Source organism: Prolixibacter bellariivorans ATCC BAA-1284, assembly GCF_000621705.1.
In the GTDB taxonomy this organism is placed as follows: Bacteria; Bacteroidota; Bacteroidia; order Bacteroidales; family Prolixibacteraceae; genus Prolixibacter; species Prolixibacter bellariivorans.
The window spans coordinates 238,221-262,194 of record NZ_JHXO01000010.1 but is presented as its reverse complement, the minus strand read 5'-3'; the positions used below and the strand labels follow the sequence as shown (position 1 = coordinate 262,194).

Here is a 23,974-nt window from a genome sequence, read left to right as displayed (position 1 = left end):
CATGAGAAAGTCAATCATTAAATCAATCGCAATGCTCGCCCTGATGTTCGTCAGCATCGGAGCTTGGGCACAATCAGGGACAACTCCTTATGCCGGATCTACCCACACGTATACTGTAACAATGGAGGATGTGGGTAATACGGCAACTTGGAGTATACTTGATAATGGTGGAACAGCGCTTAGCGTAGGAAGTGATTACACTATCACGGCAACCAAAGCAGCGGGGCCTGGCTCTGGCGTAGCTACCGCAGTGATTACTTTTAGCAATAGTCTTACAGCAGGAAATTATTCATTGCGTTTTACTGAAGCAGGAACCTGTTCTACTGTTCGGGAGCTTCCTATCACAATAAGTAGTAACACATTTTATTTAACTGCAGATGCTGACTTCAATGAGTGTCATGATCTATCAGGTACAGTTCTGGGAGCAAATCCTGGAGTTTCCAGCACAACCATCGACTTTACAATTAACCTAAACAAAGACGCTGGATGGGACATCAGTTCGGGAACATGGTCATTTGACTATGATCTTTCATTTGCCAATGCTAATTACTCTGTAGTAAGCGAAACCTTGATCGCAACTGGACAGGCGGATACTGACCTAGGTACAGGCAACACAGTAACTGGAGTGTCTGTTGTTGGTACAGCTAATACTGCCACTGTACGATTAGTTGTAGAAGGAGATGTAAATACAGCGGATGATATCACGCTTACTATTTCTAATGGTAAAGTCGTTGTTGGTACTACCACTGTACCGGATAATGGAACAGGTAATAAAGCTCAGAAGATTTCTATCGAAGCTCTGCCAAATACTTCCGCAATTACAGCTGATTAATAAAATGCAAAATACTAACTCAGAATCAATTTTAATATCATGAAAAAATTACTCATTCTCTCTTTAGTCGCATTTTTTGCACTGGGTAGTGCAAAAGTGTTTGCACAGACGGACGATGGTGCAACTCCTTTTGCAGGATCGACACATACTTATTATGTCAATGGTACCTGGACTGATGGTAATAGTGATGGTGCGATTCAGCCTGCTGAATTGACGAATACCGGAAACAGCGGTGATACCTATACTTGGTGGGTAAGTACCGATGAAACAGATTTAACTCAGCAAGAAGCTGCTGGTACATATTTTACTGTAAGTAATGGAACGTATGGTACCGGAAGTAGTACTGGTGGCGCCAATTCTATATCCCTAACATGGACAGCTGCAGCAGTAGCTGCTTATAATGGTGCTACACCTACAAACTTTTTTGTGGTTGTTCAGGAAGAGGACGCAACTACTGGTTGTAGCAACCTCAAAGCGTTCCAGGTAAAACCGGCTAACAACTTTGATCTTGCCTTTGTTAATATGAAACCTGACCTATCTGGTGTCGGTGCAGATAACCAAGATCAGTGCCCACAAAATGTTGCGGTTTCATTTAATAGCGGTGCAATAGATTATGGGTATGGTGTAAGTTATATGTACTATAGATTAACTACAACTGGTATTACAAATACTGCTTGGCAATTTGACTATCAGTTTACAACTGAAAATGGATTGACAGGTTCTAATGTAACTGTTGACTATGGTACTGTTTCAGGAGGTACTTATACTAAAGTTGGAGATTTGACTAACGCTACGGGCGCAGCCGCAACATCACCATCTATCGCTGCTGGAAGTAATGAGATCTACGTACGTGTAACCATCACCAATAATAAGTTGTCAGATGGAACATATAATGAAGGTACTTCTGCACAGAATGTTGCATTGACACTTACCAATGTTCAGGATGCAGGTGGTAACCCGGTTCAGAATATCAATAGTGCTGGCACAACTGATGATGTTAAAGCACAGGTTGTAAATGCTCGTCCTGGAACGTCAACTATTGGTCACGATTAATCAAAATCAATTAAATAATATTTAGTGTTCTCAACCCACACCTATAAACGCCTGCTGCTCATCGTTGGATGGGTATTCCTGGCCGTGGCTTCTGCCACGGCACAGGATGCGTTTGTGGTGTCGGAAGGGCAAACACGCAACCTTTTTGTTGAAAATCATCCCGGGAGTAGCTACTCCTGGGTGATTTACAACGAACAAACATTTACCACCGAAGCAACACAACCTTCGGAAATCAGTTTCCCGTCAGGAAACAACCAGGCTTCTATTGATGTGACGTGGGCCAAAACCGGAACCTACTATGTAACGGCAACGGAAACCAATGCCGATGGCTGTACCAACACCAAAGCCATGGTTGTCAATGTTCAGCCCAACACATCCAGTATCGCCTTTAACCCGAAAGAGGCCGGCGATTGTGCCGACCCGAATACACCGACCAGCAACACAACAGCTACGGTCGAATTGTTTTCCAGCACAGGAGTTCCGCTCCCGAATTCAAGTTATCCGGTCACGGTTGATTACACCGTCACGAAACCGGATGGCACAACCCAAACACTCCAAGAAGTATTACAGGATGCCACTGATTTCAGCTTACCGCTGAACGGCCTCGTAAATGATGTGTCGCAAGACCAGGTTTACGACGTCGTACTGGTGAAAGCCACCGATAAGTACGGAATGGAGATTCATGTTTCGACAACTGCCGGAACATTCCAATACACGATATTTAAAACACCGGTGACCCCGGTCATACAAATGAACTAGTTACGTGAATAGGTACGTGAAACATATCATCCTGCTGATAGCTGTACTGGCAATCTTCTTCCCGGTAGGGGAAGGGTATGCCCAGACTACGGCTGACCAGCAAGTGCCACAGGGTGAACAACGGACCTACAGCGTAACCGCTGAGCCAAACTACCAGTACCACTGGAGCATTTCAGGTGGCTCGTCAACCAATTTGAGTGCATCGACCGGCAACTCGGTCACCGTTACCTGGGATGGAGCGCCCGGTACCTATACCCTGGAGCTCTCCGTTACGCAGGTACACCTGAATAGCGACAATCAACCGATTGCCTCTTGTGTAGGCGATCCACGGCAAATTTCCGTTGAAATTGTGGAACCGTATAACTTCCAGCTGGTAGATGACCATAACATCAGCGCCATGAACGTCACGGCGATTAATGCCAGTGTATTTACTAATGACTTTATGTTGTCGTTAGCTGCTGCTGCCACGAAAGCCTTACCGCTGGCTACGCTGACCGGAAACGACATTACAGCCACTGTAACTGTACAACCGCAACACGGAAATGTGATTATGGGGACTACGGATGGAAACTATTCCTATATACCGGAACCGGGTTACACCGGTCACGATTCATTCTTTTATCAGGTCGAGCGGAATGGAATTACCATGGAGTCAAGCGTTCAGTTCGAGTTGTTGGGAACCAATCCGTCGAGGCAATATGCCCCGGTAGCCTTTAACGATGAGGCTCGGGCTCCTGCCGGAACGAAAATTAAATCGACGGTACTGAACAATGATATTGACCTGAATGGTGATCCGTTGACGGTGAACACGACTCCTAAGAGCGGGCCATCTCATGGCACACTGGTATTGAATGCTGATGGAACCTACACGTATACACCATCCACGTCGGCTCCTGTTAGGGATGAATTTACCTACGAAGTGACCGATGGTCATACCCCGGTAACAGCCACAGTGAAACTGGATTTGTACGATAATACACAGAAGAATAATCCACCGTTTGGCGGCGACGATCTCTTTATGTCGTTCATGAAGTCTATTTCCGGTTCAGTCGCATCCAACGACCTTCCGGTAGATGCATCGCAAACCGTGAGTTATTTGCAGGTAAAAGATGCCAGTGGTCAGCCGATGCACGGTGCCGTTACGGCCTGGAATTCTACCACCGGTGATTTCACTTATGTGCCGAATCCCGGCTACATTGGTGCCGATCATTTTGTCTATGAGCTGAATGATGGAACCCATCAGACTTATGCAACGGCTTACGTATATGTAATGGCCGACCTGATTGCCAGTGCGGGTAACGATACAACCGTTAGTGGTTGTTACACTTATGTCGCCGATGCCTCCGGTTCGGAGGGGCTGGATTTACGGTACGCGTGGACTTCAACCACGGGAACATTTGATAACTCTTCGGCCCAGGTAACCAACTATGTTCCGGATGGGCCAGGTCAGCATGAATTGATTCTGACGGTAACCAATAGTGCAGGATTGAGTCAATCGGATACGTGTGTCGTAACCGTATTGCCGGCACCGGAAATCGTTATGGATGCGCCGGAAACCATTGAGTCGGGCATGAATGCCATATTGGATGCTTCGGCATCAACCGGTTCGGGTCCGTTGACATTTAACTGGAGCACGAATGACGGAACCATAGAAGGAGTAACCAACGAACCAACCCTGGAAATCAGTTCAGCCGGTACCTATACGCTAACCATCGCCGATACATCGGGATGTATGGCAACGCAGGATGTATTTGTGCAGGCAGTTGAGCATGCTCCGGTAGCCTACGATGATTTTGCCGCTACTTCGGCACAGGAACCGATCAATATCTCGGTATTGACGAATGATGTGGATATTGACAACGATTTGGATACCAGTTCTGTAACGATATTACTGAACCCGAGTTATGGTGATGTGACCGTATTGCCTGACGGAACCATCAACTATGTACCTACGCAGCCATATCAGGGTAACGATCAGTTCACCTACCAGGTATGTGACACAGCGAACCTGTGTGATTCGGCAGTGGTGATCATCGATGTCAGCAGAGGTCCGTTTGTGATTCCGGAAGCCTTCTCGCCCAACAGCGATGGCTTTAACGATACCTTCGAAATTCTGGGTATTGAACAATATCCGGGTACGGTACTGACAGTATATAACCGGTGGCAGAGTAAGGTTTACGTGAGTAAGGATTACAAAAACGACTGGGATGGTAAGTGTAATACCGGATTGATGTCGGGTGACCGGTTGTTGCCGGTTGGAACCTACTATTATGTACTAACCCTCGGTGGTACACATAAAACGTACAAAGGTTTTGTCTACATAGCTTATTAGAAATGAGACAAAATAGGAGAGACAAAAGAATTAACAGAAAAGCATTGGTCCCGGGAAGGGGATTTAAAGAACAAAAAAGATTGAAATAGATTAACTTGATTAAACGAACCTACATATCAAAGAACGGTAATCTGTTAGCATTGGTTGTTTTGCTGATGTTACTTCCCTTTGTGGGGAAAGCACAGCAGGATCCGGTTTTTACGCAGTACCTGAACAACGTACTAACGGTGCAGCCCGCCTATGCGGGAAGTCAGGGTACCCTGAATGTGACGGCACTTTCGCGGCAGCAGTGGGTGGGTTTCGATGGCGCTCCGTCAACCAATACGTTGACGGTACAGGCTCCGTTGAACTCCTACAATGTCGGTTTGGGCGTATCAATAATGAATGATAGTTGGGGACCTGTCAAGCAAAATGGGATCTATTTCGATTATGCGTACCGTGTTCGTGCCAACCGTTACAGGAGTCGGCAGTATATTTCTTTTGGTTTGGAAGCCGGTTTCAATCTCTACGAAGCCCGGTTGACGGGTCTTCAGATTAACGATCCGAACGATCCGGTGTTTGCCCAGGATATCAACTATAAATTTCTTCCCAACTTCGGAGTGGGAGTGATGTGGCACGGTGATCGATTTTTCCTGGGAATATCGGTTCCGAAGATACTCCGGAATAATATCCAGAAAGAAACTACTGATTTAAGCCAGAAAGAAGTACTCCATTTCTATTTGATGGGCGCGCAGGTATTCAATGTATCGCGGTATGGTACCCTGAAATTTAAGCCTTCGTTTTTGGTCCGCTATGCGGAAAATTCACCCATATCAGCTGATGTTTCAGCGCAATTTTTACTTAGTGATAAGGTGTGGGTGGGAGCGACCTATCGGTATCAAAATTCTTTTGGAGGCTTGTTGCAGTTTTATATCAACCCGCAGTTAAAAATCGGTTATGCCTATGACATGACGACCATGTCGGAAGCGCACTACAATGCGGGTACACATGAATTCATGGTAAGCTATGATTTCGACCTTGGCCGCCGCCGCCGCCGCATGGGCCCGCGGTATTTTTAACCTATGTTGCTCCTGAATCCCTTCGTGATTGAGAATCTTGAATAATTGTATGGGAAACTCCCGGAGAGTCGTATATATTCTTATCTGCTATCATTCTTCTAACCATATATCATCCTGTCCGGGATGAAGGAAATCATGAAATCGATTCTCTGCGTCAAGGACACAAGCGGCTGAACAGACTGGGGCATACTACTTTTTCTATGAGCACTGCTTGAAACATGTTGAGCATACATACTTTCTCCCGGAGCAGTGGTCAAAACATGTTGAGCATACATATTTTTTCAAACGGGGCACCTCAAAAAATGTTCTGGATACATACTTTTTCCTGCGGCACACCCTAAAATATGTTCTGGGTACATATATTTTTAAACGGGGCATCCTGAAAAGTTCCCGGCACAGGTTAAAAACATTTCAATTCGGGAGGCTTACTTCTTCGTCTTGTACAGATCATCTATCGGAACGACCTCTACCGTCATGGAATCTTTCAGCGTACGTGAAATAAGTCCGTAAGGAGCTACAACCACTTCTTCGCCATCTTTCAGGCCATCCTCTATTTGGATGTTGACATTATCCTGAATACCGGTTTTAACCTGCTTTTCACGCACAACACCGTCATTATACACAAAGACAACCTCGTGCTGTTTGGCTTCAGGTTTCGGTTTGCCGTTTGTTGCTTCATCGGTTCCATCACTGTTTTCCCGTTGTAAACCAGTGGTTTCATTCTTGGCTTCACCTTTTTCGCTTCGGGTGGTAACGGCCTGGATGGGAACAGTAATTACGCCGTTGCGGGTATTGGTCCGGATATCGACGGTGGCTGACATTCCCGGTAGGAAAGGATAACGATCCGATGGTTTTTTCAGCAAGTCGTTGTAGGAACTCTGCAGCAATAAAATCTTTACATCGAAGTTGGTAACCTGGTCAGTAGAGGTACCCGTTACATTGGCCGAGCTGGCAATTTCGGTCACAATACCTTTAAACTTTCGGTTGACATACGCGTCAATCTCCACGAGTGCGGTATCACCTAGCTGTACTTTTACGATATCGTTTTCATTCACTTCTACCTTCACTTCCATGCTATTGAGGTTGGCCACGGTCATCAGTTCGGTACCGGCAAACTGGTTGGTCCCAACCACACGTTCGCCTTTCTCGACATTCAATTTCGAAATTGTTCCCGTAATAGGCGCATATATTTTCGTTTTGGTCAGGTTTTCCTGGGATTCCTGCACACTCGATTCCGCACTTTTCACCATGTATCGTGCTGCTTCGACCTCGGAAACAGCGACTTTATAGGCCGCTTCTGCCGATTGAAAATCGGACTGAGAGATGGTTTGCTGCTTGTAAAGTTGTTGTGACCGGTCGAAGTTCAGTTTTTTCTCGGTCAATTGTGCTTCTGACTGCGCTAATCGTGCTTTTTGGGTATTCAGGCTGGCACGCAACCGGTTGAGATTGGAAATGTAAATATCGGGCTTGATGATAGCCAGTAAGTCGCCTTCCTTTACTTCATCGCCCTCCTTCACGGGAAGTTCAATAATTTCACCGGGAACTTCCGGGCTGATTTTTACTTCCGTTTGCGGTTCAATTTTACCATTCGCCGTAATGATTTCGGTAATGTCTTTCTTCTCGGCTTTTTCAACGGCTACACGGGTGGCAAATTCTTTTCCGAACCAGCCGGCTTTTTTACCTACAACGAGCAGAATGATAACTGCAAGAACAACGATGATGAGCAGACGAAAACTCCTTTTTTTCTTCTTCATACGGGTTACGGTATTATGACTACATGGTTGACCACAAAACGAAAGTAACGTTCCTTAAAGTTACAATTATTTGCCTTCAACCGAAAAGGTTGTAAAGTATTAACATAAGAAGTTTTCGAATCGTTTGTCTGCTCTTTTGGCGATAACAGGATTTAGGAGGAAGCAAAAAGAAAGCCGCCCGATTTCTCAGGCGGCTTTCTTTATAGAATAAAAGTTCTTCACAAAATCTTTCGGATTACAATTCAATGGGTATTCCGCGGTAAAAGTCGAGGATTTTAGTGCGGAAAATGAATTCGTACTTGGCTTGCAGTAAATCCGATTGTGCTTTGGCCAGGTTATTTTTGGCCTGGTTATACTCAAGAGCATTTACCAAACCAACATTGTACTTTTCTTCCGAATAACGGAATGCTTCCTGCATGGCTGCGACTGCCTTTTGGTTCGAAGTGTACCTGTTCAGGGCAGCTATTGCATTGGTTTCAGCCGTTTCGATATCCTTACGAAGTGCTTTTTTCGCATTCTCTACATCGAGCTGTTTACTGAGTACATTGATTTTTGCATTGTCAATTTGAGTCTTGTTTTGCAACCGGTTAAATATCGGAATGTCCATTTGAAGACCAAATCCTTTCCGCTCGTTGTTTTTCAACTGGTCCTTAAACGAGATTTCATTGCCCTGCGTATCGGTATATTTGTTGTTGTACAGGTTGAAATAGTTGCCGTACAAACTAACCGTTGGATAATTTGTCCCCTTTGCAGCCTTCAGCTGATATTCGGAGCTTTGCAGTTTGTATTCCGTCGACTTAATATCCGGCCATAATGCCAAAGCGTTTTTATACACTTCTGTAGCCGACATGAGTGACGCTTCGGCTCTGATTGTCGGCAATTCCGGTTTCTGAATGTCGAAATTCTTGTACGAATCAAGTTCGAGCAACTGAGCCAGTTTCAGGTAATTCAACTTCAGCTGATTTTGGTTATCCACCAATGTCAATTCCTCTTTGGCTGCCTGTGCCTGGATATCCAGCAAACTGCCTTTGGCCAGGGCTCCGGCATCAACCTTCTCCTGGGTTTGCTGAATCTGTTGTTTGGTAACAGCTAGCTGCTCTTCCGACACTTTCACCAGTTCCTGCGAAAACAGAATCTCGAGGTAGGCAGAGGCAATATTCATGGTAATGTTATCCTTCACCTTCTGCAAATCCTCCATTGAGGCTTTCAAATCGAAATTTTTCGCTTTAATGTTATTGTTGATTTGCATACCTGCAAAAACAGGAACATTGGTGCTTAAGTTAAAATTCGTTTGCGATGAGTTGATGTTCTCATAGGTATTGCTGTAGGTCAATGAACGACCATAGCTTTCGTTTTGTGATGCTTGAGAAGTTAAATTCGGGTAACGGTCTGCTTTTGCTTTTCGTAGTGAATTTTCCTGTAGTTGTGTGCTCAATTCGCCTTGCTTAACCTGGATATTGTTCTTAATGGCATAATCGATACACTCTTTCAGCGACCAGGCATTTGGTGTATCCTGTGCCTTAAGAATGTTGCTAATGCTTACCAGTATTAAAAAAGCGATGGCATAGATTAGTCGACTCATGGATTATAATTTTTTATTTCGACGTTATGCTAATTTACTTAAACGTTTTGGGTGTTACCCCTTTCGGGGCAATTTATTTTTAGCTATCCTTTGAACCGGGTTCCACTTTGGGACCTTTCAGATGGTCGTCCTTGGTGATACCGTCTTTGATTTCGATGTTGATACCATCGGATAATCCGGTTTCCACATAGCGTTTTTCGTACTGTTGCGGTTGTGTTTCTACTTCTACGTAGGCCGAATCATTATCGAACTGAAGCAACCCTTCCGGAACGGCCAGCACACTATCGCGACGAGCCAGTACAATATCGGCATTTGCACTGTATCCTGCACGGATAAACTGGTCTTTTTTCAGGTTGACATTCGCTTTAATTTCAAACTGAATGGCGCCGTTTTCTTCTTCACCTTTCGGAGAAATATACTCAAGCGTTGCGTCAAATTTCTCATGCTCGATGGCACCAATGGTGAGCTCGATATTCATTCCTTCTTTGATTTTTCCCACTTCGGTTTCATCCACTTTTCCGTCGAAAATCATATCGTTCATGTCAGCCAGCGTAGCGATGGTGGTACCGTCGTTAAATGTATTTGACTGGATAACCGAATTTCCCACTTTTACGGGTACGTCGAGCACCATACCGTCGATGGTCGCACGGATAAGTGTATTGGTGGTCTTCTGCGAGGTTTTAGTCACTCCCTTACGAATCAAATCCAGATTGTTTTCAGCAGCTTCCACTTCCGCTTGTGCTCCGTCGTACGTTAGCTTCGCTTTCTGGTAATCTTCACGCGAAACGACCTGCTTCTCGAAAAGTTTAGATTGACGGTCATAGTCAAGTTTGGCATCTTCGAAGCTGATTTTAGCTTTGGTTACCCGGGCCTCAGCGGCATTCAGGTTCACCATATCCGGAATGATTTTTACCTTGGCCAGAACATCGCCCTCCTTAACGGTATCGCCGGCTTGTACATATAAGTCCTGAATGATACCGGAAACCTGAGGTTTTACTTCCACTTCTTTACGCGGGACGACCGAACCGGTGGCAACCGTCTTTTGGATTATGTTCGTGATAAGCGGAGTTTCATCTTTAAATACATCTGGCTTAGCCTGTGATTTTTGATACAGGAAGCCCAGTGTTCCGAGGAATATTACCCCCAGTAAAACGAATCCGAAGATTTTGAAAAACTTTTTCATTTTAGGCAGATTTTGTGGTTCATCCAATTTTATTAATTATCTCTTTAATGCGTTGTTTATTCGTCGCGTAACGCGTCGATGGGTTTTATTTGCAGAGCCCGCTTCGCCGGAATAGAACCGGCAAACAACCCGGCCAGAATCAATACGGCTAGTGCAGCGAGTGCTACCGGAAGATCAATTGTCGGATCTTTATAGAAGACACCGTCACCTCCGCTGTTCATTTTCGCCAGAACGTTGCTGATAAGCTCCAGAAGTCCGACGCCCAATGACAGACCGATGTAGCCGGCCAGGGTGGTCAGGACCACACTTTCGAGTACAATTTGTGAAATAATGACTTTTGGAGTCGCTCCAAGAGCACGTTGTATTCCAATTTCGCGGGTACGCTCTTTTACAATCACCAGCATGATATTACTGACGCCAATCACTCCGGCCAGCAATGTTCCGATTCCCACAATCCAGGTCAGAATACTGATGCCAAGGAAAAGGCCGTTCATCTGTTGAAACTGTTTTTCGATATTGATGCTTCTGATTGCCTGTTCATCTTTCGGAGCAATAGAGTGCCGCTTTTTAATGATGGTGAGTATCTGGTCTTCAAGGCTACTGACGGATACACCTTTTTTTGATGTGACAGCAATCAAGTGAACTTCGTTTCCGTAGTTGTAGGCTTGTTGCATGGTGGTGAACGGAAGAAAGATGGTCTCTTCCTTGCGTCCGTTAAAATTGACGCGTGTTTCGGGTTTCAGTACCCCGATGACCTGGAAATATACGCCTGATACTTTGAGGTATTTCCCGATAGGATTCTCGCTTTTATCGAACATACTCTCCTCTACTTTTTCACCAATCACACACACTTTTCTCTTATTGCGTATATCAATTTCGTTGATCCAACGGCCTTTTACCATGGAAACCGGGTCGATTTTGGTATACACCGGATAATCTCCTGCAATATTAAAGGCGCCGGTCCGGTTATCGCGAACGGTATTGTCTCCGCCGCGTTCCTTCCAGCCAAAAAGCTTTGGAGCCAGGTATTTAATACCTTGAACGTGGTCTTCGATATAGGTAATATCAGTAGTATTCATGTTCCAGAAACGGCCGCGTTTAAAACCTTTGTAGGGCTCGCCGGTTCGCTGGGTCCACATAAAGGCAGAATTAACAGCAAACTTTGATACACCGTCGTAAATACCGTGTTTCAATCCGTTTCCGGCACCGGTCATCACAATCAGCATGAAGATTCCCCAGAAAACCCCGAAGGCGGTGAGAAAGCTCCTGAGTTTGTTCTTTGTCAGGGCGTTCCATATTTCGTTCCAGCGTTCGATGTCAAACATGATCAGGATTTTAAGCAGGTTATTGATTTCTTAATTTTGAATTCTCCCTTTCCTTATTCATCGCGAAGGGCTTCAATGGGTTTTACATTGGCCGCTTTTTTTGCTGGAATGTATCCGGCAATAGCGCCTGATAAAACCAGGATTAAAGTGGCTGAAATGGCGGTACCAAAGTCGACGGTTGGATTGCGGAAGAAGATTCCGTCACCTCCGCCCGAAGCAGACATTTGCTCGAGTACATAATTCACTCCCTCCATAATGCCGACACCCAGGGTCAGTCCAATGTATCCGGCAACGGTGGTTATCAGGATCGATTCCATCAGGATAAGACCGATAACGGAGCGGGGAGATGCGCCCAATGCTTTCCGGACGCCAATTTCGCGGGTTCGTTCTTTCACCAAAATCAGCATGATGTTGCTTACACCGACGATGCCCGCAATCAGGGTTCCGATACCAATAATCCAGACAAATATTTTGATGCCCTGGAAAATCTTCATGGTACGCAAATACTCCGTCAGCATATTGAAAGCGCCCATCGCCCGTTTATCGTCGGGATTGAATTTGTGCCGCTGGGCGAGTGCTTCACGAACTTCTTTGGTAATGGCTTCTGCCTGTTTGGCCGAAGTCACCATTTTCGTGGTAACCGCAAAGCTGTGTACCCGGTTACCTCCGTTGAAAATACGCTGAGCCGTGGAAACCGGCATGTAGGCCGTTCGGTCGTTGCGGTTGTCAGGGTCGTGGCTAACACCAACTACTTTGAATGGAACATCATTTACCTTGATATATTTTCCAATGGGATCTTCTTCTTTGAAGAGTGCCTTGGCAATGTCTTTTCCGATGACAATCGACTTGCGGTAGTCGGTAATATCCTTATGGTTGATAAAGCGGCCTTTGCTCAACTTTATATTTTCAACATCCCGAAGAGCCGGATGGCAGGTAACGGTCGTAAATGAGCCGTATTCGTTACCGTATGCATAGTTGGTATCGCCAGGCAAATAGAAGCGGGAAGAGACTTCGTCCAGTCCTTTCACTTTGTTGGTCAGAAAGGTATAATCCTGGTTGTTAAAACGAATAGGCCGTCCGGTTTTCATTCCTTTATACGGCATACTGGTTTCGCCGGTCCAAATCCACATAGCATTAACGGCATTGCTGGCAAACTCCTGTTTAACACCGTTCTGTAACCCGTTTCCCGACCCGAGGAGTATCATTAACATGAAGATACCCCAAGCCACCGAGAAACCGGTGAGAAAAGTACGGAGCTTGTTCTTCCGGATGGTGCTGAAAATTTCTTGCCATACATCGATATCAAACATGATGCTCTGGTTTATTGATGTTACGGTTGTACTGCGCCTGGAAGGACTTTAAATCGCCATTTTTGATTATCTCTTCAATCACACCATCTTTCAGGCGGATGATTTTCTGGGTCATGGCGGCGATGTCATATTCGTGGGTAACGATAATGACGGTAATCCCTTCGTCATTGATTTGCTTCAGCATTTCCATCACCTCGTACGAGGTTTGTGTATCGAGTGCACCGGTGGGTTCGTCGGCCAGAATGATGCGTGGTTTGGAAATCAGTGCACGGGCAATGGCCACCCGTTGGCGTTGTCCTCCGGAAAGTTCATTGGGCATATGATGTGCCCATTCCTTCAGTCCCAGTTTTTCCAGGAATTCCATGGCCATCTGATTCCGTTTTTTACGCGAAATGCCTTTGTAGTAGAGCGGTAAGGCAACATTCTCCATCGCATTTTTGAACGATATCAGGTTGAATGATTGAAAGATGAATCCAATCATTTTATTGCGTGTCCGGGCAGCCTGCGTCTCATTCATGTCTTGCATCAGGTGACCGTCGAGCGAGTAAGCTCCTTCGTCATAATTATCGAGAATGCCGAGGATGTTCAACAAAGTCGACTTACCGGAACCCGATGAGCCCATGATGGAAACGAATTCTCCCTCTTCAATTTCCAGGTTCAGACCTTTCAGAACGTGTAGGCTGTTATTCCCCGTTACGTACGACTTGTGCAAATTGTTGATCTGTATCATTGTTCAAGGTTTTGTGTTCGGATGGGAACTTTTATGCGGAAAAATCATTCGTAAAAATTATTAACTCCGGAAGGTTAGACTAACTCCGGGGTGAAATAGTTACAATAAATAACGGATAATATTCCACGTTTAACGTTACATCCCGAAAATGCTTTTACCAATAGATGTGCCAAAGGGTGTAATTGGCACAAATTGAGATATAAGCGTATTTCCCCGGATTTGTGCACTGTGAAGAAATTGTACGATTTCGAACTGGGGGTGTACGATTTCGGACGCAAAAAAGGTTTATCCGGATAGAATTTATTACTGCATGTTTGTTCCTGAAATGAATCTATTATGCAATCGCCCTGTTTTGCTTAAAATCTTATTATCTTTATTGCTTTCAGCGGATATCCGAATACGTACAGTAACCTCTATGCTCCCGGCAAAAAGTTAAGAAGTCCTGATGATTCGAATAATGAATGGGAAACTTAACCGGATTGTTGGATATTTAACCATTGACTATTGAAACGAGAACTGCTTTTTGTATCGGTCTTTCTATTGATGTTGCCTTGGGGAGTCAGGGCAAAAGACTGGGGATGGAGTGTTGGTGGAGGTTACTCACATCTTAATTATTCGCACGAACGACAGTCTAGTCCGGCTGGTTTCTATGGCAGTTCGTTCTATCCGAAGTTCAATTTGTTTTTGACAAGTGAGCGACGTGAAAATATTTTTCAGTTTGCCATGTGGAATTTCAATAACTGGAAATACAATGATAGCAACGAATCGGCACCGGAGCAGAAAATGATGAAATTAATGGTGGCCTGGGAGCAACATCGATATCTGACAAAGAAGCAGAATTCAATGTTTCGGTTATATGTCGGCCCGGAAGCTGGCATCAGCTACCGTAAATGGAATCTTAACTACGACGGCGGAACGGATTTAATGTACCATTGGACGAATGTTGGTGGAGGAATAGTGGTTGGCAGCATGGTGAATATCGTGCCCGGAATCGGGCTGGATGTTCAGGCGAATGCCAAGGGCACGGTCGGTTTTTACTCGAGTACGCCCCAATATTATGCGAACAGTAGCGGAGTGGAAAGTGGTTTTGATCTGGGTTTAACGGCTCAGGCATATTTTAACCTGAATGATCGTGTTCAGATTTGTCCTCAGTGGTCGTACCTTTATGGCCGGGATTATAATAAGCGCTATAGTTTGATGCTATGGGAGCAGAGATGGTCGGTCTCAATAAAGTTTATGCCATTCCATGAGAAATAGGAATTATTTGATAGCCATTTTTGTGCTGTTTTTACAAGCATGCTCGCTGATTCCTGATTCCAGCGAAATGGATTCTCATGGAACATGGTTACAGACCGAGTCGGAACACTATGTATACTACTACCGTCCCAATTCGGCTGCTGCAGCGGATATCGAGAGTATTAAGACTGAGCAGGAACGCGTTTTTACCCAACTAAACCAACTGCTGGGAACACAGTATAATCAAAAGATTCATGCCTATATTTTTAACGATTTGGCGGATGCCGGGTTTACCGACAAAACCGGTCAGGCTTTTCCCATTCTGAATACCATAGAAGTGATTTATGGTTCGGATGGTTATACCATCGGTAAACGAGGTATTTCAGCCCATGAAGTAGCACATATTATCACGTTTAATGCCTGGGGACCGACCGATTTACGCATTTTAAGCGAAGGAATTGCCGTTTACATGGAGCATGTCACCTATGACAGTGAAGCAAAATACGGTAGCTCGCAAATGATTGTTGCTGCGTTAGTCGCCCATGGCGATTTGCCGAACATCGAAAGTTTGGCCAGCGACTTCGAGCAGTTCGATACGAATATATCCTATCCGGTTTCCGGTTCATTTGCCGGTTACATCATACGACGCTTTGGAATGGAGAAGTACCGTAGGTTGTTTACCGAAGGGCGGAGCAATCACTTTGCGGCGGATTTCAAGTCTGTTTATGGAGTTTCACTCTCAGATGTGGAAAATACCTGGAGTCACTATTCAGATAAATCATTGACGCAGTAAATATCACAACCGGACATATTTCCCATTCACAATCACACCATCCAGTTTCATCGTTTTGGCCGAAGATAGAGCATCTTCAGGTGTATGGACGATGGGTTCGCCACGTTGGTTAAATGAGGTATTGATGAGAGCCTTCAATCCATACTTTTCATCTAAAAGATCCAGCAAATCGTATAAAAACGGATTATCATCGCGCTGAAAAATCGTTTGGATTCTCGACGTACCATCCACATGAACCACGCCTTCCATCTCTTTTTTCCTTTCGGGAAGAATAGCAAAATCCAGCAGCATGTATCGCGATAGCGGATGGATGACGTCAATACCGGTTACCTTTTTCGCATTTCGTTCGAGCATGACCGGTGCTACCGGGCGGTACCACTCACGGCCTTTATGTTCCATACTTACTTTTCGGGCCAGCTGAGCTGAATCGGCCCGGGCAATAATGCTCCGGTTGCCCAGTGCGCGAGGGCCTGATTCGCCCGGACCGTTGGCAATCCCAATGACGCGGTTGTCCATCAGGTCGGCGGCTATTTGCTCCAGCGTCTCTTTGGTATAAACTACCTTTTCGGGAAGAAGCCCCCAGTTGTTCAGGTACGGTGAGTGTTTTTCAACTTTGCCATGTTTCAGCCATTCAACATAAGCTGCAGCTCCGAGCGCCAGTCCTGAATCTTCACAGCAGGGCGGTATGAAAACATAGTCGAACAGGTTTTCATTAATTATGAGCGAATTGGTTACAATATTTAAGGCACAACCACCGGAGTAGTATAAGTTTGGGCAGCCAGTTTGCTCTCGCAATTCTCTTAACTTTTTCAGGAAATCGCGTTGAAAGATATGCTGCATGGTGCCGATGATATCTTGAAGAAACAGGTCTTTCTGATCGAATGAATTTCCCAGCCAGTTCCAGTCTTCTTTTGCCTGCTGGAAGAAAACGGAACGTTTCCCCCAAATGTCTTCAAAAAACTGATGTTTATTCAACCACTGTTCCAGTTCAGGCGAATATCTTCCGTATGAAGCGTAGCCCATCATCTTCCCGGGCACGGAGTTCTGGTCGTCCATTTTAGCCCCAATAATGCCGAAGGCCAACGCATTGGCATTAAACAGGGTGGTCAGGTATTTTAAGTCCCAGTTGTATTCCAGCGGCGTAAGCTGTTTATCCTGGTAGGTCCATGCCGAAAAATTGGACAAGCTGGCACCGCCGTCGAAGTGGATCAACAGGCTATTGTCTTTGATATCTCCAGTGAAAGGGAGAGACGAGAAAAGATGAGCCAGTTCGTGGTTGACTACCCAGGCATCCTGCTCTTTTCCGTACCACCAACATCGGCCTTTTTCCGCGGAAGCGACAAGCTGTTGGTTTAACGGTGCTTCGAACCGGGCTTGTCCATCGGTCGAGATGAAAGCCCGTCCTACCACATTATCCACAAAAACGAGATCGTACTCGGCAGGGGAGAGTAGCTTTTCCTTTCGCAGGATTTCGGTGATTTGCCTGTACAGGTGATTATCCCGTTTCCGGCGACTAATACGTTCCAGTTGCAACAGCTTTATCACTTTGCCGCCGGACATGAGCGCCATGTTATGGTCGTGGACATAACCCGGATGGTCCAGTTCCATCCGGTCCTGAATGCCGTATATCGCCAGTGTCGGCTTTGAAGAATCCATCGGATTAACCAATTATCATGACCGTAGCGATGATCCCGAGGAAAAGATAGAATAGCATTTCGGGCCAGAAACGGTTTTTGGCAAAAATGAAAAAGTGGGCGATGAAGTAAGCAAACGGAATGGCCAGCAGAATAATCGCCTCGATACCGACTGAACGGCTGAAGAGAATGGAGACTACCAGAAATGCGACCATCCAGTAAAATATGATGAAGTATTTCCGTGAACTGATTTTCTTTACGTCATACCGGCTGAGAATGGAACTACTTCCGAGCACAGCCAGGAAGATGAAGAATCCTGATAAGAGTTGGAAGGAAAAGGTATTGATAATATTGATGTTGGCCGTATGAATGTTTTCCTGAACGACACTGAAAAGTTGCGGTAGCATATCCTTTAGATAATAGACGGAGCCGGCAATAAACCATGGAACGGCAAAGCCTACCAACGGAATGAACAGTAAGCGCCAGTTATCTCCTTTTTGCAATACGGCAATGCTTATCCAGGTAATGGGGAACAGAAAGATAGTCGGAAAATAAAACAGCGATCCGACCGAAAGGAAAAATGCGGCATTAAATGTATCGGGGAGGGTATTGGAGTGATGATACGTATCGAAGATGCTGATGAGCGCCAGAAACACAAACAGAGATGCTAGGTGTACGGGATGCAACGTATGCATAGACGGAAATGCCGAAACTGTTAATAGGTAGATGATTCCCGGCAAACCGGAACGCGACCGTAAAAACTGAAAACGGGTGCTGATTTGGATAATAAGAAAAGCGCTGAGAACAACGACGGCTAATCCGGCAAAAGCTGACAGAAAAGGAAGTTTTATCAGATACGCCCCGGTAATCCGGTAAAGCGGCATAGCTGCTTCTCCGGCGAAGAAATGAAAACTTTCCGGATGGATTAAACCGGGTAACCAAAGCAAAATTCCGGCTAAGGGAATAAGCACCAAATGAACAATCTGATTGGTTTTTAAAAATCGCAATACCATACAGACAACTATTTAAAGGTCGAATCCTAAATCGCGGCGGTAGTATTTTTTCTCAAAATCGATGATGCCAGCATTTTTATACGACTGCTCGAGAGCTTCGCGACAGTCTTTTCCGTACGAACTAACCGAAATAACCCGTCCGCCACTGGTTACAACCTCGTCGCCATCGAATTTGGTGCCGGCGTGAAAGACAATGCTGTCCTTCACCTTGTCCAGGTTCGAAATGACTTTTCCTTTCTCATAAGCTTCGGGATAGCCGCCAGAAACCAGCATTACGGTTACAGCCGCCCGTTCGTCAATTTCAAGCTTTTTTTCAGCCAGATTTCCATCAGCCATGCCTTCGAGCAAATCGACAAAATCAGATTTGACACGCAGCATAACTGCTTCGGTTTCCGGATCGCCCATGCGGACGTTGTATTCAATCACAAAAGGCTCTCCGTCCACGTTCATCAGTCCCAGGAAGATGAAGCCACGATAGTTGATATCGTCTTTTTGCAAACCTTCAACGGTTGGACGGATAATGCGATCTTCCACCTTTTTCATGAACGATTCGTCGGCAAACGGGACAGGAGAAATAGCTCCCATTCCTCCGGTGTTGAGGCCGGTGTCGCCTTCTCCAATTCTCTTGTAATCTTTTGCTTCGGGCAGAATTTTGTAACCTTTGCCGTCGGTGAGCACAAATACGGAGCATTCCACTCCTTTCAGAAACTCTTCAATCACCACGCGGGAACTGGCCTCGCCGAATTTTCCACCCAGCATTTCCCGCAACGAAGCTTCCGCTTCTTCCAGCGAATCGATGATGAGAACCCCTTTTCCGGCCGCAAGGCCATCGGCCTTTAATACGAAAGGAGCTTTTAGTGTTTTCAGGAAACCGATACCTTCTTCCAGGTTTGTAGTGGTAACTGAAAGATATTTGGCCGTTGGGATATCGTGGCGAACCATAAAGTCTTTCGCGAAATCCTTACTGCCTTCCAGTCGGGCACCTTCCTTATCGGGACCAATCACCGGGATATTCTTCACCTGCTCGTCGGCTGCAAAGAAGCCAACGATTCCTTCTACCAGCGGAACTTCGGGGCCTACGACCACGATGTCGATGTCGTGTTCGGTAACAGCGTCGCGCAAACCATTGAAATCGTTTACACCAATATTCAAATTGGTTCCGGTTTCAGCAGTTCCGGCATTTCCGGGGGCAATAAAGAGTTGATCAATTTTGGGACTTTGTTTGATTTTCCAGGCAAGGGCGTGCTCCCGGCCTCCGGAGCCAACGAGTAAAATCTTCATGCGATTGGTTTCTTTTTTATTCAGGATGATTGTGCTCTTTCAGTTGTCGGCAAATATACTCAATTATTGAACGGTAGCGAAACAAATTGGCAAGGCGAGGCACAGTTATCCCGCGTCAATCAGTAATGAAGACGAAAGGTGTAAATTAGGATATGGAACTGGCTGATTACGCCCAGCGGCGTACCTGGCGGATGGTTTGCCTGAGTTTTTGCAAACGCTGGCGGTGTACGTGATTGAACAACCGGCGTTCTTTCGGGAATTCAATCTTGCGGAATTCGTATCCACGCTCTTTCAGTTCGGCAATAGCCTTTGGTAAGGCATAGCGAAGATGTCCTTCTGCTTTCAGCGAATCGTGGAAAGTGATAATACTTCCGGGACGTGAATACTTCAATACATTCTTCAGTACCTCTTCTTTTGGGATATTTCGGTTATAGTCACACGAAATCACATCCCACATAATGATTCTGTACTTTTGAGAAATGAAGTGGTATTGCGAGCGTTTCAGCCAGCCGTGCGGCGGACGGAAAAGATTAGAGCCGATGAGGTGATTGGCCTGTTCGATGTCTTTAAAATAGGAGACATTTTCGCTTTTCAGTCCCTGAATGTGATGGTAGGTGTGATTTCCAACAGCGTGACCATCCTCTATTATCTGATCGAAGATTTCGGGATAGCGAAATACATTTTCCCCAACACAAAAGAAAGTTGCTTTGATATCATTTTCCTTCAGGAGCTTCAACACCCAGGGAGTTACGCCGGGAATCGGGCCATCGTCAAAGGTCAGATAAACAACTTTTTTGTCCTCTTCCGGAATACGCCAGATGGCTGCCGGAAACCATTTTGTAATATGTCGAGGTAAGTGTACCTGAGGCTTCAGTCTCATTTTGCTGGATTAAAGGTGACGCTGTAGCTACACCTTCATACGGCGCAAAGGTAAAGTAATTTATGCCTTAAAAACAAATTTAGCATAAAATACTTTACCTGTAGCCATTATTTATCAGTTAGTTGATGAATAAACCTGAACATAAGAAGTGAATTTATCACTCAGGGTTTTTGCCAGATCTTTCTCACCATACTTATCTGCTGTTCGTGCCATTTCGCGGATAATAAAGAGTGGTCGTTGAATATCATCCTGGATGGTTTTCTGGAACTTTGGTTGCAGCGAGAAGAAATAATTCAATTCATCCTCGTAATTGCTAAGCATGGTATTCATCACAGCTTTTGCTTTATCGTTAGCCCCGGCCTTAAAGTAATCTTCAGCCATCAGCAAATTGAAGTAGTTATACTCTACTTTGCTGTTGGGCACAATTTCGGCGCATTTGTCGAGTACGGTTATAGCCGAATCTTTTCGGCCTTTTGCCAGTAAGGCATCCGCCAGACGGACGAAGTTGTTACGCACATTCATGGCCATGCGGGTATTGTTCTCGTCGAGGTAAACATTCGGATCGTTCATATTACCCCATTTGAACTTGTGCATCATGTTGTTGTACATGGTGTCGGCATCTACACCGCCAATCTGACCGTTTTCAGACTTGAAATTAATCGGTACAACCCGATAGGCAAAACCTTCAGACATAAAGTGATTTTGCAGGCCGAGATACTTGTCGCTTCCTACCGTGATGGCGAAATACATCGGCCGTTTCCACGCGTTATTGGCAATCATGTCCAGAATCATCAATTCATCCTTGGTGATGTAGTGGCCTTTCAGTTTGATGTTGAGTTGTTTTACCATGTTCTTGGCCTGGACAGGCGTAATCACATGATTCTTCATCACATCGGCCGAATCAACCGGATAGAATAAATCATTCGTTGGAATGTAGGATGAATTGTCCGCCTGTCGCAGTTTCGTCCTTGGGTCATCCGAACGAACAAAATCCATGGCTTCTTTCAGATTAACCGGTCGTTTCAATTGGTTTATCACATAAATGATGTCGCGGGTTCCTTCCAGATACTGATCGTGTGTAAAGTTTATCGGAAGCGGATCGGACTTGTAAGCTTTCTGTCGCATCTGGTCAACATACCAGTCGGTTTGTAAATAACTCAGGTTACAAACCCGCACATCTGTTCTAATACCTTCCACTTCCTGAGCGTACCAAAGAGGGAATGTATCGTTATCACCATTGGTAAACAGAATGGCGTTAGGTGCGCACGATTCCAGGTAATCGGCGCCGAAGTCGCGTGCCGTATACCGGTTCGACCGGTCGTGATCGTCCCAATTCTGGCTGGCCATTAATACGGGAACAGCGAACAAACTGATAACTGTTGCCAGGATGGAACCCAATACCGGAGGCGTAAATTTCTTCAGGATATCGACAAGCCCTAGTACACCCAGGCCTATCCAAATCGCGAAAGCATAGAATGATCCGGCAAAGGCATAATCCCTTTCACGAGGCTGATGCGGAGTCTGGTTCAGATAAATCGTAATGGCAATTCCTGTCATGAAAAATAGCAGGAACACTACCCAGAAATCCCGTTTTCCTCGTTTCCCGGAAGTTATTTGGAAGAAAATGCCCAATAATCCGAGGAGGAATGGCAACATGAAGTAGGTATTGCGCCCTTTATTGTTTGCATAAACTTTGGGAATATTATCCTGATTTCCCAGTCGTGCTGCATCCAGGAATTTAATTCCGGTAATCCAGTTACCACGAAGAATGTCGCCGTGTCCCTGAATATCGTTTTGCCTTCCGGAGAAATTCCACATGAAATACCGCCAGTACATCCATCCGACCTGGTAACGGAAAAAGAAAGCGAGGTTATCAGCAAAGGTCGGTTTGACAATGATTTTTGGATTACCGTTCTGATCCGTTGTTCTTATCTTGGTTCCGGTGATGTGTACCCACGATTTGTAGTCAGATATGTGTTGTGGGTCAGAGCTGTACATGCGGGGGAAGAACGTCTCGAAACGGCTATCGTAATTTGCATGTTGCTTGTAATTGGATATAATGTATTTCCCATGATCTTCTACGTAATGCGGCTTCCCTTGCGTGTATGGATCCTGACGGTCAATGGGTGCATCATAATACTGGCCGTAGATAAGCGGGCGATCTCCATATTGATCACGATTCAGATAACCTAATAAACCGAAAACGTTGTCCGGATTATTCTGGTCCATGGGTGGGTTCGCTGATGAACGAATCACCACGATGGCGTAAGAAGAGTACCCAATAACGATGACGGTAAATGCGAGTAAGATGGTATTCGCCAGTATTTTTTTCTTTTTGATGGTATATCGCAATCCCCAGATAACAGCAGATATGAGCAATACAGCATAAACAATTACTCCTGTATTGTATGGCGCTCCAAAGGAATTAACGAAAAGCAATTCAAACCAGGAAGCTACTGTCACTACGCCCGGTATAACTCCGTACATAATGAATGCCAAAAGAACGATTGCAACAGTGAAAGCGATAGCAAGACCCGGCTTAGTGACTTTGTATTTCCGGAAGTAGTACACGAATACAATGGCTGGAATTGCCAGTAGGTTCAGCAAGTGAACACCGATGGACAAGCCAATCATATAGGCGATAAAAATTAACCAACGAGTGGCTCCCGGCGAGTCGGCTTCGTTTTCCCACTTCAAAATAGCCCAGAAAACAAGAGCGGTAAACAACGAGGAAGTAGCGTAAACTTCCGCTTCCACGGCCGAAAACCAGAAAGTATCGGAGAAAGTATAAGCTAAAGCACCTACTACACTGGCACCAATAATGGAGATCAGTTGAGCCGTGGTCGGTTCTTCGTCATTTTTCAGGATAATTTTACGAGCCAGGTGCGAGATGGTCCAGAAAAGGAAGAGGATGGTTAATCCGCTGGCCAAAGCTGACCACGCATTCATCATGATAGCTACATGCGAAGGTGAACTGGCAAAAAGCGAAAAGAAACGCTGGATGAGCATAAAAAAAGGTGCTCCGGGCGGATGCCCGATTTCCATCCGGTAGGCCGTTGTGATAAATTCAGGACAGTCCCAATAACTTGCAGTGGGCTCCATTGTCAACAGGTACGTTGTGGCGGCCACAATAAATACCAGCCAACCGGTAATGTTGTTGTAAAGATTGTATTTTTTCATGTTTGTCACGTTGATTCGCTAACTGTCTTATTCTTCCAT

The 23,974-nt window shown here is 45.4% G+C and carries 18 protein-coding genes; 7 read left to right on the top strand and 11 right to left on the bottom strand.

Translation table 11 applies throughout. The features are described 5' to 3' along the window. The first annotated feature begins 1 nt into the window (after position 1). From T426_RS0114475 to T426_RS23820, 5 genes are all read left to right on the top strand, one after another. Positions 2 to 832, top strand: coding sequence for a hypothetical protein (locus tag T426_RS0114475; protein ID WP_025865110.1), 831 nt, complete (start codon positions 2 to 4; stop codon positions 830 to 832). Between the two features lie 39 nt (positions 833 to 871). Beyond that, positions 872 to 1,885 carry a hypothetical protein gene (locus tag T426_RS0114470; RefSeq protein ID WP_025865111.1) on the top strand — a complete coding sequence of 338 codons (1,014 nt, stop codon included), beginning with the start codon at positions 872 to 874 and terminating at the stop codon, positions 1,883 to 1,885. Positions 1,886 to 1,909: 24 nt separating this feature from the next. Next, positions 1,910 to 2,644 (top strand): hypothetical protein, encoded by a 735-nt coding sequence (locus T426_RS0114465; RefSeq protein WP_025865112.1) that lies wholly within the window; start codon positions 1,910 to 1,912, stop codon positions 2,642 to 2,644. Positions 2,645 to 2,648: 4 nt separating this feature from the next. Continuing rightward, positions 2,649 to 4,976, top strand: a complete 2,328-nt coding sequence (locus T426_RS0114460) for an Ig-like domain-containing protein (protein WP_148303787.1) — start codon at positions 2,649 to 2,651, stop codon at positions 4,974 to 4,976. Between the two features lie 95 nt (positions 4,977 to 5,071). Beyond that, a complete protein-coding gene (locus T426_RS23820) occupies positions 5,072 to 6,034 on the top strand; it encodes a PorP/SprF family type IX secretion system membrane protein (RefSeq protein WP_025865114.1) in 963 nt (320 codons plus the stop codon). A 425-nt stretch (positions 6,035 to 6,459) separates the two neighbouring features. Here T426_RS23820 and T426_RS0114450 read toward each other — a convergent pair whose 3' ends face one another. From T426_RS0114450 to T426_RS23815, 6 genes are all read right to left on the bottom strand, one after another. Next, the gene (locus T426_RS0114450) at positions 6,460 to 7,788 is read right to left on the bottom strand and encodes an efflux RND transporter periplasmic adaptor subunit (RefSeq protein WP_025865115.1); all 1,329 of its coding nucleotides are present in this window, start codon (positions 7,786 to 7,788) and stop codon (positions 6,460 to 6,462) included. A 235-nt stretch (positions 7,789 to 8,023) separates the two neighbouring features. After that, a complete protein-coding gene (locus tag T426_RS0114445) occupies positions 8,024 to 9,370 on the bottom strand; it encodes a TolC family protein (RefSeq protein WP_025865116.1) in 1,347 nt (448 codons plus the stop codon). Positions 9,371 to 9,449: 79 nt separating this feature from the next. After that, the gene (locus T426_RS0114440) at positions 9,450 to 10,553 is read right to left on the bottom strand and encodes an efflux RND transporter periplasmic adaptor subunit (protein WP_025865117.1); all 1,104 of its coding nucleotides are present in this window, start codon (positions 10,551 to 10,553) and stop codon (positions 9,450 to 9,452) included. A 56-nt stretch (positions 10,554 to 10,609) separates the two neighbouring features. Continuing rightward, positions 10,610 to 11,878, bottom strand: a complete 1,269-nt coding sequence (locus tag T426_RS0114435) for an ABC transporter permease (protein WP_025865118.1) — start codon at positions 11,876 to 11,878, stop codon at positions 10,610 to 10,612. Positions 11,879 to 11,931: 53 nt separating this feature from the next. Continuing rightward, positions 11,932 to 13,188 (bottom strand): ABC transporter permease, encoded by a 1,257-nt coding sequence (locus T426_RS0114430; RefSeq protein ID WP_025865119.1) that lies wholly within the window; start codon positions 13,186 to 13,188, stop codon positions 11,932 to 11,934. Beyond that, on the bottom strand, positions 13,181 to 13,918 hold the full coding sequence (locus T426_RS23815) for an ABC transporter ATP-binding protein (RefSeq protein WP_025865120.1): 738 nt from the start codon (positions 13,916 to 13,918) through the stop codon (positions 13,181 to 13,183). Before T426_RS23815 ends, T426_RS0114430 begins: the two co-directional genes overlap by 8 nt. A gap of 504 nt (positions 13,919 to 14,422) precedes the next feature. Between T426_RS23815 and T426_RS0114420 the strand changes: the two genes are divergently transcribed. Next, positions 14,423 to 15,175, top strand: coding sequence for a hypothetical protein (locus T426_RS0114420; RefSeq protein WP_148303788.1), 753 nt, complete (start codon positions 14,423 to 14,425; stop codon positions 15,173 to 15,175). After that, positions 15,165 to 15,947: a peptidase MA family metallohydrolase gene (locus T426_RS0114415; protein ID WP_025865122.1), complete on the top strand. Its 783-nt coding sequence runs from the start codon at positions 15,165 to 15,167 to the stop codon at positions 15,945 to 15,947. Before T426_RS0114420 ends, T426_RS0114415 begins: the two co-directional genes overlap by 11 nt. Positions 15,948 to 15,950: 3 nt before the next feature. Here the strand turns inward: T426_RS0114415 and T426_RS0114410 are convergent, their stop codons facing one another. From T426_RS0114410 to T426_RS0114390, 5 genes are all read right to left on the bottom strand, one after another. Continuing rightward, a complete protein-coding gene (locus T426_RS0114410; protein WP_027585894.1) occupies positions 15,951 to 17,603 on the bottom strand; it encodes a carbamoyltransferase C-terminal domain-containing protein in 1,653 nt (550 codons plus the stop codon). A 4-nt stretch (positions 17,604 to 17,607) separates the two neighbouring features. Continuing rightward, positions 17,608 to 18,594 (bottom strand): DUF6427 family protein, encoded by a 987-nt coding sequence (locus T426_RS0114405; protein ID WP_025865125.1) that lies wholly within the window; start codon positions 18,592 to 18,594, stop codon positions 17,608 to 17,610. 12 nt (positions 18,595 to 18,606) lie between these two features. Beyond that, complete coding sequence (gene purD, locus T426_RS0114400) at positions 18,607 to 19,875, bottom strand: phosphoribosylamine--glycine ligase (protein ID WP_027585893.1); 1,269 nt, start codon at positions 19,873 to 19,875, stop codon at positions 18,607 to 18,609. 166 nt (positions 19,876 to 20,041) lie between these two features. Beyond that, positions 20,042 to 20,755: a polysaccharide deacetylase family protein gene (locus tag T426_RS23810; RefSeq protein WP_025865126.1), complete on the bottom strand. Its 714-nt coding sequence runs from the start codon at positions 20,753 to 20,755 to the stop codon at positions 20,042 to 20,044. A gap of 114 nt (positions 20,756 to 20,869) precedes the next feature. Further along, positions 20,870 to 23,935, bottom strand: coding sequence for a glycosyltransferase family 117 protein (locus T426_RS0114390; protein WP_025865127.1), 3,066 nt, complete (start codon positions 23,933 to 23,935; stop codon positions 20,870 to 20,872). Positions 23,936 to 23,974: the final 39 nt, after the last annotated feature.